Raw genomic sequence first — 12738 nt, 5'->3', positions numbered from 1 at the left:
TCCATTTACCGGAAGAAATATCTTCTCTACACTCAGATATTATTCAAATAATGAAATTGTATTTTTTATTTTATCATAATAATCAAGCATAAAACCTGCAGTAGTTATTTGAGCTTCTTCTATTATTATAGGTGCAACTTTCATATACTTTTCTTCTTTATTTTTCATATAATTATATCTAAAATAAACTGTATTTGCCATAAGTGCATTGGTTTGTATGTATTCTTCTACACTTCTGTACCTTTTTATATCTTTATCTGTTTCAAAATTATATCCTAGAAGTATTTGCTTTATAATCCATAGTTCAAAATCTCTATGTTTTTTTAAAAGTCTATTATTTACATGATGAGGTACAGTGGTGTCTTGTATTAAATGACAAGCTGCTCCAAAGAAAAACATACTTTTATGAACATCACCTATTTTTAGATATCTTAATGATAACTTATAATATTTTTTGCATTCTTCTAATGCATTTGAAAATCCATATATACCTTTTCTTTCATCAACATGATAAAAGTGATTTATACTTTTCAAATCCTGATCAGCCCAAGTTACTCCAGCATTTATATCATTTATATAATTTTTAAAATATCTATATTCGTGGATATATCCTTGAGTTTTTAGAAGTTCTAAAGATTTATTATTTATATATTTATGAGTAATGCAATGTGTTTTTATTACTGCCTTTTTTATGGGATTCACAGCTACCATAACACCTCTAGCTGTTTTGCCAAAAGCTCTTTCTAATATTGTTTTCATAGTATATCTGATTCTCCTTAAACTAAGTAATTTTTATTTTTTTCTTTTGTTAATTTAGAAATGAAAATCTTTAATATAGAAATTATCATAATAATTATTAATATTGATATAAAAACAATTATAGGCTTATTAGATATATTTTCTCCACAATTATTATTATATCCTATATTGTATATATTTCCAGTATTTGAATCTAATAAATATATATTATTAAATATGTTTTTTATACTTGTTATGTTACACTCTTTATAAAATTCTACCTTCTCTTTTACTATTCCTTTTTTATTTAACGAAAATAACTTTTTTTCTTTATTGTCAAAAAAACATATAGAATTTTTTTCTCCTACTATGCCACTTTTATCTACAAAAAGGCTTCCTAGTGTTCCTAAAGATTTGTGCATATATATAGGTGCACTTGGATTAGTTGTTGGATGATTATCTAGTATAAAATCCACTCTTCTATTTTTATTATCTTTAAATTTAGGTGAATTTACAGGATCTCCTCCACTGTAGTCAGGCCATCCATACCAATTTTCTTTATTTATTCTGTAGATATAATCTTTGTCTCCCTTTATTGGTCTTGAACCCCTATTTTCCATACCTCCTATGGATACTATAATTTTATCTTTGCTATCAAAATCTATTCCTTTTACATTTCTTATACCCCAAGCAAAGTTTTTTATTTTTCTATTTTTTAAATTGTAATATATTATAGAAGCATTTCCTGGAAAATGACCAGGTACTATTTGTCCTTGTATACTTTTTGTACCGTAATTTAAAAATCCACCTGTATTACCATTATAATTATTTCCTTTTAAAATAATCTTACGGGGAGAAATATCATGACCAAAAGGATAATCCCTCATCCACTTATTATCTTCTCCAACTACTCCTGAATTTGTAGCTGCTCCTATTGTTATATATAAAAAATCTTTATTTATTTTTATTAAACTTTTATTATAGTCTCCAAAATTAGGGATATTTTTTATGATTTCTGTTAGCTTTTTATTATGTAAATCATAACTATATACAGATGAATTACTTGCAAAGTATAGATTGTCCTTGTAATATTCAATACTATTTATATTAAGATTTTTATCTTTTAATACATCAAAGCTTTTACCTTGTTTGTCTATTAATTGTATTTTATCTTTATAGGCTATATAAAAATTTTTCTCATTATCTAATGTAAAATCTTTTGCACCTTTAACTCCCTTGTACTGCATGTTCACATTAATATTATCTTCTCTTACATGAATTTTATAATTTTTTATGTGATATTTTTTTAATAACAAAGCTATAATTGTAAAAATTATTATTATAACTAAAGATTTGAAGAATTTTTTCATTTTTTCCTCCTATTTTAAATTTCTCTTATATAAAATATACTTTATTTTAAAAACTATATGATTAAAATTTACTTTAATTGTTATTCTTTGATAATTTTAAGGTTAATTAATATAAAGCATGAGTATTTATCATTATTTTATTGATTTTATTATGAAATTATCTTAATATATCTATATATGTTTAAAATTTATCATATTATTTTATAAATAAATGAGGTGTATTTTGTGCAAAAGAAGAAAAAAAGCATTTTTAATAATCTAGGTGTATGGATTATAATTGCAATGATACTAGGCATTTTAGTAGGCTCTTTAATGGGTAGTAAGACATCTATATTTGCTCCACTTGGAGATGTATTTATGCAACTTATAAAAATGGTGGTTATTCCCCTAGTTGCAACATCAATAATTACTGGTGCTGCATCTATTGGTAATTCTAAATCAGCTGGAAAAATGGGACTTGCAACCTTTGCCTATTATTTAGGTACAACAGCTATAGCAGTTGCACTCGGATTAATTTTAGGAGAATTTTTAAAACCAGGAATAGGTATTGATAAAAGTGCTGTACAGTCTATGTTCTCACTTCAATACGCTTCTAAGGGTTCCATGCCAGGATTTTGGCAAACTATAAAAGAAATTATTCCAACGAATCCTTTTGAATCTTTAGTAAAGGGAAATATACTTGCTATTTTATTCTTTAGTTTATTCTTTGGATTTGGAATTGCATCTTTAAAAGATGACCGTAAAGATACTGTAATCTCATTTTTTAGTGGTGTCACAGATGCTCTTGTATATGTTATAACCAAAGTTATGTATACTGCTCCAATCGGGGTATTTGCATTAATGGCTGATGCTACTGGAAGTTTTGGAAACAAAGTTCTTTTACTTATTTTTAAACTTTTAATTATTTTCATATTTGGACTTTTAATACACATGTTTATGGTTTATGGAGGTTCCATTAAAGCATTTTCAAAAACATCTCCTATTAAATTCTTTAAAAAAATATATGAAGCTCAGTTACTAGCATTATCAACTGCATCTTCTATGGCAACACTTCCAGTTAGTATGGAAATATGCGAAAAAGAATTAGGAGTAAAAAAAGAAACAACTTCTTTTGTACTTCCTTTAGGAGCTACTATTAATATGAACGGTAACGCTATGTACTACGCTCTAGTGTGCTGTTTCTTTGCTCAAATGTTTGGAATGCATTTAGGATTCCATCAATACATTGCAATCATATTTACAGCAACAATAGGTTCTATAGGACAAGCAGGTGTGCCTGGTCCTTCTCTTTTAGTAGTCGCTGTACTAATATCAGCTGGAATTCCTGTAGAAGGACTTCCAATATTAATAGCAGTAGATAGAATTTTTGATATGATAAGAACTTCAGTTAATATAACTGGAGATGCAGCATGTGCTGTTATCGTTGATAGTATTGGTAAATCAAAATAAAATTTTACATTATGTTAAAAAGACTATGTTTCAAAAATTTTTGAAACATAGTCTTTTCCCACTATTACTACTTATCTTAACATTGCTTACAGTTGCAATCTAAATAAGAATATCCATACACTATAGCTACATTATTTCCTATTGAATCAGCTCTAGAATAAGAAGTTGCTAAATTTTCATTATTAATAACACCACTGTAAGAGTTGCTAGCCTTATCACCATATCCTTCTGATGAAGCATATCCTACGCAAACTAAGGTTACTCCATTTGATTTTATTATCTTTATATTGTCATCATCTATATTATTTATTTGTTCATATCGAGTAATCTTTATTATTTCATCTACATAACCTTTTATCCTTTGGCATTTATTTTTTATTGACTCTTTTAACTTTTTAATTTCTTTATTTTCTTCAATATCTTTATTAAATTTAGAAATATACTTTGTTTTCATATCTGTTCCATTTTTATTTTGCAAAGGAGCAAAATCACCACAAACACAACTCACCAAAGATTCTCCTCCTGCAATAGCATAACTCCATCCAATAGCTATTGCATAAAATTCACTATAATTAGGATAGGCCATAGTAGCAGTTGCAGTATACCAATCACTACTTGCCATTGCATTTGCCATTGAACTACAGTATACATCTCCATTACGCAAATTTGATGTTATTACTTCTGGATTAATTTCTTTTATATTCTTTATTATATTTTTTGAATTTTTTAACTCTAATTCTATTTCTTTTACTACTTCTTTTATTTTTTCTTTAAGATTATTTATATTATTCTTTAAATCTTCCATAATTGTCCAACCCCCTTACCATTAATGGCAATCCCTTATAGGTTTACATATACACCAATAAGCTCTATCATCACATTTTTTTGCACATTTACATTTTAACCAACTTGAAGTCATAGACCATACATTGTGCTTTCCGACTGCTATACTTCTTGCTACAGCTTTATTTTTAAGAACTTTATCCTCAGATACAGTATATCTTCCATGTGCTTCAGCAAAACTTTGTCCAGTACATTGTATTTTTCTATTTCCAGAACCATGTCTAGTAAATTTTTCATCATCATTTAAATGATTTATTCTATCTACATTATTGTTAATAATTTCTTCACTATTTTCTTCTATTCTATCTAATTCTTCATTTAATGATTCTATCTTATTTGTTTCTTCATTTATATTTTTAAAAAGCTCCATTAGTTTGTCTTCACATTTTTTTAAGTCTTCTAAAATATCTTCTTTACTTCTATTTTTAAGTGTTTCCAAAACACCCATCTCCTTTTATAAATTTTATACTTTCTAATTTATAATATGCTATTTGTCGAATTTAGTTCTTTTATATATAAATATAAATATATATGTAATATTTTCTGATTTATGAAATTTAGAATATAATGAGCTTCTGTAACATAATTATTAGTGTTATTAATTGTGAAAGGTTGGGTAATATGAAAGCTGATAAATTTGTAAAAAACTCCATACTATTAACCTTATCTAATTCTACAACAGGTATTTTAAAATTTGTTTTTTCCATAATCCTGTCTAGAGAACTTGGAGCTGAAGGTACAGGACTTTATGCTCTTATAATGCCTATATATGATTTGTTTTGTTGTCTTGTCTGTGGTGGTATGGTAACCGCCCTTTCAAAACAAGCCTCTTCATTTTATAGTAAAAATGACTGTAGAAACTTACATAAATGCGTTCATGCAACAATGGTATTTGATTTAATATGGGCTATTTTTATTGCTCTTTTTGTATCAATGAATTCAAAATACATAAGTATAAAAATTATAAAAGATCCTAGAAGTATTTATAGTTTAATACTAGTGTGTATCGCTTTAACATTCGTAGCACTTTCTTCAATAATAAAAGGGTATTTTTACGGAATATCCAATGTAAATACTCCTGCACTAATAGACATATTTGAAAAATTCATTAGGATAATAGTAACTATACTTATAATAAAAGCATTGCCTATAAAAGAAATAGAGTACACAGTAACCTCTGTTTATGCGGCCCTTGCTGCTGGTGAATTTGTAAGCTTCTTATTACTATATATTTTTTATAAAATAAGTAAAGCTAAAGATTTTAGTAAATGTGATGAATACCCTCTTGAAAATGGTGCTCAACTACTTTTTGATATTTTATTTATGGCAGTTCCGCTTTCATTAAATGGATTCTTAACTACAGCAATATCCACAGTTTCTACGTTAATTCTTCCAAGAAGACTTCTTCTTGCAGGATTTAGTCATACAACGGCTCTTGGAATGATTGGAAAGTTCTCTGGAATGGCGCTTACAATAATATTCTTTCCTTTAGTAGTTATAACATCAATGTCCATAGTTCTTATACCAGATATTGCAGAAAACGTTGAAAAGAAAGAATACATGCTTCTTGAAGAGAGATTAACACAAGTAATTAAACTTTCATTTTTAATTGGACTTGCGACTTTAATTGTATGTTTCAGCATTCCAACATCTTTAGGTAAACTATTCTTTGCCCGTGATGATCTTGGAACTTATATTAAGTTTGCCGCAATCTCTGCCCCGTTTACTTACTTATCAGTAACAACCTTTAGCATTTTAAATGGGCTTGGTAAACAAGGAGTTTTACTTAGGAATTCAATAATTGTAGCTGTGGAGGAACTTATTCTTTTATATATACTAACTTCAATTCCTAGCATAAACATACTTGGATATGGTATAAGCTTACTTATAACTTCCATAACTAGCTTTATTTTAAACATTCATGAAATAAATAAAAAATGTTATATGGAATTTCATAATGAAAATATATTTATAGATATTCTTTTAAGTCTACTAATTTATTTTATAATAAATATTATGAATAATTTAATACCAGGATCATTTTTTAAATTTAAAATAATAACAATAATAATTTTTGCCTTCTTCTTATTCTTCAGTATAAATTCTATTTTATCTAAAACACTAAAAAAACAATAATAAAATGCCCTAAAGAATAAGTCTTTAGGGCATTTTCATTATGCTAATTTTATTTTATTATATATTCATTCATTTATTATTTTACTTTTTCTAAAAGAAATTTAGGTATCAATCTTGTAATTTTACTTGGGAATTCATTCATATCTTCTTTTCTTATTCCACCTACTATAACAAGTCCATAAATGTATATAAACATACCTATTACAACGGCTATTATTGTAGATATGGCATCATTTAAATATCCTGTAACTGCAAAGTTCAGTATTAATATTTTAACTGAAATATATGAACCATAAACCACAATTCCCATTAAAACAGAAGCTAAGAATGGTTTTATAAAGTGAGCTATAAGTTTAACTCTTAATCTTAGAACTTTATTTATTAGTTTATAGTTAAGAACTAATGGTATTAAGAAAAACATCATGTTTCCAAATATAGCTCCTAATATATTTATTTTAGGAATTCCAACTAAAATGTAATTTGTAACTATCTTCCCAATAACACCAAACACCATAAATACTGTCGATGCATATAACTTTCCTATACTTTGAAGTATTGATGTTTGTATAAGAACTATAGCATTTAATATTAACACAATGGAACCATATAGAAGGAATACCCCTCCTTGCGATTCTTTAAATAATAATTGGAATACACCATCGTGTAACACTGCAAGTCCAATAGCAGATGGAACTGCCACTAAAAAGCAAAATCTAAATGCATAATTTACTTTATTTCTAACTTCATCCTTGTCCCTTATGGAATAAGCACTTGACACTGCTGGTAATACTGTTGCAGCAAGAGCAGATACCATAGTTATAGGAACACTAAGAAGCGTTCTATACATGTTAAATAAAGCCCACTTTTCATTACTTGCAACATCTGAAAGTCCACAATGTAATAATCTTCTCTTTACTATTCCAAGGTCAATTATATCTCCTGAATATTGAAGTCCAACACAAATTACTACAGGAAGTCCATAGAGAACAATTCTTTTTAATAGTTGTTTATTTGTATGCACACTTTTATCTTCATACTTATGTCCCTTTGGCACTCTAATAACTTTATTTTTTTCATATACAATTATAAGATATACAGCCGCAATAAGTGAACCAAGTGAAGTACCAAGCGTTCCCCCTGCACATCCTGCATCTACACCATACTTCATAAGCATAGCTGCAAATACAAGAGTAAAGATAGTATTTATTATCTGCTCTAATATTTGTGAAATAGCTGTTGGAGTCATATTTCCTCTACCTTGAAAATATCCTCTATAACAAGATACTATTGATGTAAAAAATATAGTTGGTGCAAGAGCCATTATAGATAATTTAGCATTAGGATACCCAATTGCATTTGCAAGTGGTCCCGCAAGAATAAACATAAATAAACTCATGACCGTTCCAATAATAAGCATCATAAATCTAGCTATTTTAAAACTTTTTATTGCATCTTTATAATGTTCAAGAGCCATATATTCAGATACTAGTTTTGATATTGCAACTGGTATACCTGAATTTGCAAGAACATATATCCAAACATATATTTTATAAGATGCACCATATATTCCATATCCATTTAAAGTTATTATTCTTTTTAAAAAGGGTATGTATAAAAGGGATAATAATTTTACAATTATCCCTGCTGCCGACAATATTGCGAACCCTTTAGTAGTTGATTGTTTCTTCATACTAAAACTCCCCTAAAATTTCAAAACATCCTTTTTTACCTTTTTAAATATTGGAGGTAAAGCTTGTGTTATGATTTTATTTTCCATATAAGCAAGTTCTTCTGGGCAATCTTTAAAGATTAATTTGTAAGCATACAAGAATTGAAAGCTCAATCCATATTTATTATTAAAGAAGCTATTTAACTTTCTATCACCATACTTATCATCACCTATTATTGGATTTCCAAGGAATGATAAATGTGCTCTAAGTTGATGGCTTCTACCTGTTATTAAATCAAGCTCTAAGAAAGAAAATGTTCCTACTGTGTCTATAACTTTTACTTCCATAGCTATTTTCTTAGAATTTGGTTTTTTGTTTAAATGTATTTCAGATATATTATTTATCTGATCTTTAGATATGTAAGCTTCATAACGTCCTTCTCTTATTTTTCCTTTAACTAATGCATTATAATATTTACTTATCTTTCTTTCTCTTATCATTTCATTTAGCAATTTCAAGCTTTTGAAATTCTTACCGAATATAACCATTCCAGAAGTGTTACGATCCAATCTGTTACATGGAGCTGGAGTAAATGTGACTTCATTTTCTGGAATATATTCTCCTTTGTTAAATAAGTAAGATAGTACATAATCTGTTAATGTAGGATCTCCATCTTTTTTATCAGAATGCACTAAAACACCTGGCCATTTTTCAATAATAAGCATATTTTCATCTTCATAAGCTATTTTAATTGAACTAAAATTAACTTCTTGAAACTTCTTTGGAACATTTTTTTTGTTTTTCTTGTAAGATTCAATGTATTTTGTCTCTACTACATCTTCTTCTTCAAGAAAATAATTTTGTTTTGCTTTTTTTCCATTTACTCTAATATCGCCTTTTCTAAGTGCTTTAAATATAGCTCCTAGTGGAACATCTTCTAACCATTTTCTGCAAAATTTATCTAGTCTTTGTCCCGCTTCATTAGGTCCTATTTCTATTCTCATATTATACCTCCAAATGATAATACCATATATTCTATTAATAATCTCTCTTTTTCGACGCAATACAAAAATTATATACTAATAAATATGAGTTTACAACTTAATTATTATATAAACCTTACAAGCCGTAGTTTATAATACTATAAATAGCTTGTAAGGTTCTTCTTTATAAGTTGTTTAAAAAGTCTATTACTGTCTTACAATGAATCTCAACACCAATTGTAATTGCATCTTCATCTACATTAAAATAATTACTATGAAGTGGATAATTTGTATCTTTTTCAGCATTACCTGTTCCTAAGTAGTAGAAAGCTGATGGTCTTTCCATAGAAAAATACGCAAAACTTTCAACTCCCATAGTTGGCTTCTTTAAAGATATTATATTTTCTTCTCCAATTATAGTTTTTGCTGAATTTTCAAGAATATCCACTACAGTATCATCATTATAAAGACAAGGATAACTTTCATCAATTTTAATTTCACATTTTCCTCTCATTGATTCTGTTACTCCTGTAACTACTTGAACTAATCTTTCCTTTACATACTCTCTATGCTCTTTTGTCATTGTTCTCATAATACCTGATATTTCAACTTCTTCTGGTATTATATTTTGAGCTGTTCCTCCATGAATTGACCCTATAGTAATTAAAGCCGCATCTGTTGGAGGTATTTCTCTACTAATTATATTTTGAAGTGCATTTATTACATTTGCACTTATTATAATAGGATCTATAGTGCTATGTGGATATGCACCATGACCACCTTTACCCATTATTTTTATGGTAAATGGATTGGATGCTGCATTTACAACATCTCTTTTTATTCCTATTTTTCCTGCACTTATATTAGGCTCTACATGAAGACCTATTATGGCATCAACTTTAGGATTTTCAAGAACTCCTTCATCAATCATATGAATAGCTCCACCTGTAGTTTCTTCTGCTGGTTCAAAAATAAATTTTACATTTCCATTTAGTTTGTCTCTCATGGTATTTAATACTTTACAGGCACCAATTAAAATAGTAGTGTGCACGTCATGACCACAAGCATGCATTCTTCCCTTTACTTTAGATGAATACTCACAATGTTTTCTATCTTCCATAGGTAGTGCATCCATATCCGCCCTTATTGCTATTGTTTTTTCACCATTTCCTCTTATAATAGCGCAAATTCCATTTTTAGATGTTCTGTAATATTCTATATTTTCTTTTTTTAATATTTCTTCTATTTTTCCTGTGGTCCTTGGAAGATCAAAATCTAATTCAGGATTCATGTGAAAATCTCTTCTTATATTAATTAATTCTTCTTTTATTTTATTAGCTTCTTTTATAATTTCCATTAGATTGCTCCCTTTTAGTTAAATATTTTCCCAAAATATTTTTATAACATCTCCGTCTTTAAGCTCATCATAGTATCCTGCTTTTTGTTCATTTAATAAAAGTACTAAATTTCCTTTTGAAACTGTTAAATCAAAGTCTATATAATTAAAAACATCAATAAATACATACTTTTCTTTTTCTTTTAAAGTAATTTTCTCATCATTAACTACTATATGAATTTCCTTATATAAGTTTTCACTTTTATTATTCATTTTATTATATTCTAAATTTTTTTCTTCTTTATTTTCAATGTCTTTATTTTCAATTAGCTCTTTACTTTCTTCAATTAATATTTGTTTATCTTTTCCATCTTTAATAATATTAGTGTTTTCTATGCAATCTTCAGTATACTTTTTTATTTTATATACTTTATCCCCTTCTTTAATCACATAAGAACAATCAACTTCACTATTATTTATATAATAACAATAATCTTCTTTTTCATCACTATTATAATATTTTATATATTCTCCTAAAGTATTTGGAAATGTTATTTTTACATTATCTCCTTCTTTTATAATATCATCAAATGATGCTTTTTCATCATTTATAAATACTATAGGATATATATTTTCTATTTCATCATTTAAATAAAAACTTACTGTATTAATATTTTTGAAATATTCTTTTACTGTAGGCGCTGCATCTTTTCCATCTTTTGCAAAGGAAATTTTAATTCTATCTCCCTCTTTTACTTCACTATCAATAGTAGCACTTTCTCCATTTACATATATTTTTGCACCTGTGGCTAGTGTTCCAAAGGCAACTCTTGTAATATCATTTAAAACAAATCTTATATTTTTACCATTCTTACCTATTAAGGCTTTATGATTTATTCCTGATTGAAGTACTACATCCATAACTTTATGTTTATGAGAGTTGAAAAGACTTATTACCTCATCGTTTAAAATAATATCAATAAAATCATGCCCTGACTTTTTAATTGCAACTAAAGCTATTCCAAGAACAGTAACACCTGTACTCCCTAAACTTTCATCATAATCTACACAATCTATAACTGCATCCCTTGATTTTATAGCTATTCTTTTTTCTATTAATCCTAAACTTTCCCCTAAGGCTTCCTTAAAATATGGTGTATGAGCTCCTCCACCAACTAAAAATAACGCATTTGGTGCTCTTCCGCCATTTAATTCAATTATCTTTTCTCCTATTTCTTCAGCTATTTTATTAGCAACTGGTTTTATAACTTTTTCAACATCTTCTACAGTAGCTTCATTTTCAATTCCAAGTACATCTACAAACTCTATATTTTCTCCCTTAGATGTTGCTATTTTTATCTTTTCGGCAGTATTAAAATCTACTAAAAAGTTTTGAACAATAGCTTCTGTAACCTCATCTCCAGCCATTGGCACCATTCCATAAGCACTTATACTATCATTACTACTTATGGCTATATCTGAGGTTCCTGCTCCTACATCCACTAATGCAATATTAAGTAGTCTTAATTTTTTAGGAACAACAGCTTCCATAGCAGCAATAGGTTCTAGTGTCAAGCTAGTTACATTTAGTCCAACTTTGTTCATAACCGAATAAAGGCTGTCCACTACAGAACGTGGAAGAAAAGTTGCTATTACTTCAATTGATATTTTTTCTCCTTTTTGAGAAAGTAAATTTGAAATTATATATCCATTTAAATAATAGTTTTTTACACTATAACCAACACAATATAATTTTCCTTGTGTTTTTTTGTTTACTTCTTCTTCTGCTTTTTTTACAGCGGTAAGTTCTAAACTTCTTATTATTTCTCTATCTATTTCCTTATCATCTTCTAAATTTATTTCTGCACTTACTTCTATTGTTCTTAAAAACCTTCCCGCTGCTGCTATAGATACATCTTGAAGGTTCACTCCAATTTCTTGTTCAATAGACTTTTTCACAGAATTTACTGTACTCGCCACCAAATTAATATCATGTATTTGACCATCTATCATGGCTCTTTCTTCGTGTTCTAAGTATTTTTCGCATATAGTATTAAATTTCTTATCCTTTACAATTCCTACATTTCCTATAATAGATCTAGTCCCAATATCTAGAGCAAATATTATATCTTTAGGATTTATATCTGAAATGTTCATATGCCATCTCCCTTTTTAACGCAATATAAAGGCTCATATTCTAAGAATATGAGCCT

Annotated in this window: 10 protein-coding genes; 2 read left to right on the top strand and 8 right to left on the bottom strand. The window is 27.8% G+C overall.

Annotation, left to right across the window (positions count from 1 at the left end; all coding sequences use genetic code 11):
• Positions 1 to 39: 39 nt before the first annotated feature.
• Positions 40 to 759, bottom strand: coding sequence for a zinc dependent phospholipase C family protein (locus tag NT01CX_RS03810; protein WP_011721726.1), 720 nt, complete (start codon positions 757 to 759; stop codon positions 40 to 42).
• A gap of 17 nt (positions 760 to 776) precedes the next feature.
• Positions 777 to 2108 carry a membrane protein gene (locus NT01CX_RS03805; protein WP_011721725.1) on the bottom strand — a complete coding sequence of 444 codons (1332 nt, stop codon included), beginning with the start codon at positions 2106 to 2108 and terminating at the stop codon, positions 777 to 779.
• A 225-nt stretch (positions 2109 to 2333) separates the two neighbouring features.
• Between NT01CX_RS03805 and NT01CX_RS03800 the strand changes: the two genes are divergently transcribed.
• Entirely contained in the window at positions 2334 to 3557 is a 1224-nt protein-coding gene (locus NT01CX_RS03800; RefSeq protein WP_039242359.1) for a dicarboxylate/amino acid:cation symporter, read from the top strand.
• A 76-nt stretch (positions 3558 to 3633) separates the two neighbouring features.
• Here the strand turns inward: NT01CX_RS03800 and NT01CX_RS03795 are convergent, their stop codons facing one another.
• Together NT01CX_RS03795 and NT01CX_RS03790 are read right to left on the bottom strand one after the other, a co-directional pair.
• Positions 3634 to 4362, bottom strand: coding sequence for a hypothetical protein (locus NT01CX_RS03795; protein WP_011721723.1), 729 nt, complete (start codon positions 4360 to 4362; stop codon positions 3634 to 3636).
• A gap of 21 nt (positions 4363 to 4383) precedes the next feature.
• Positions 4384 to 4839, bottom strand: a complete 456-nt coding sequence (locus NT01CX_RS03790) for a hypothetical protein (protein WP_039227039.1) — start codon at positions 4837 to 4839, stop codon at positions 4384 to 4386.
• 182 nt (positions 4840 to 5021) lie between these two features.
• On the opposite strand from NT01CX_RS03790, the gene spoVB reads away from it, so the two are divergent.
• Positions 5022 to 6536 (top strand): stage V sporulation protein B, encoded by a 1515-nt coding sequence (spoVB, locus tag NT01CX_RS03785; protein ID WP_011721721.1) that lies wholly within the window; start codon positions 5022 to 5024, stop codon positions 6534 to 6536.
• A 76-nt stretch (positions 6537 to 6612) separates the two neighbouring features.
• On the opposite strand, the gene NT01CX_RS03780 is transcribed toward spoVB, so the two are convergent.
• From NT01CX_RS03780 to NT01CX_RS03765, 4 genes are all read right to left on the bottom strand, one after another.
• Positions 6613 to 8226, bottom strand: coding sequence for a putative polysaccharide biosynthesis protein (locus tag NT01CX_RS03780; RefSeq protein WP_011721720.1), 1614 nt, complete (start codon positions 8224 to 8226; stop codon positions 6613 to 6615).
• Positions 8227 to 8238: 12 nt separating this feature from the next.
• Complete coding sequence (locus NT01CX_RS03775; RefSeq protein WP_011721719.1) at positions 8239 to 9210, bottom strand: RluA family pseudouridine synthase; 972 nt, start codon at positions 9208 to 9210, stop codon at positions 8239 to 8241.
• A 163-nt stretch (positions 9211 to 9373) separates the two neighbouring features.
• Positions 9374 to 10546 carry a M20 metallopeptidase family protein gene (locus NT01CX_RS03770; RefSeq protein WP_011721718.1) on the bottom strand — a complete coding sequence of 391 codons (1173 nt, stop codon included), beginning with the start codon at positions 10544 to 10546 and terminating at the stop codon, positions 9374 to 9376.
• An 18-nt stretch (positions 10547 to 10564) separates the two neighbouring features.
• Positions 10565 to 12682: a cell division protein FtsA gene (locus NT01CX_RS03765; RefSeq protein ID WP_011721717.1), complete on the bottom strand. Its 2118-nt coding sequence runs from the start codon at positions 12680 to 12682 to the stop codon at positions 10565 to 10567.
• Positions 12683 to 12738 lie beyond the last annotated feature (56 nt).

Origin of the sequence: Clostridium novyi NT, assembly GCF_000014125.1 — a bacterium.
GTDB classification, from domain to species: Bacteria; Bacillota; Clostridia; order Clostridiales; family Clostridiaceae; genus Clostridium_H; species Clostridium_H novyi.
This window is presented reverse-complemented; position numbering and strand designations above follow the sequence as displayed.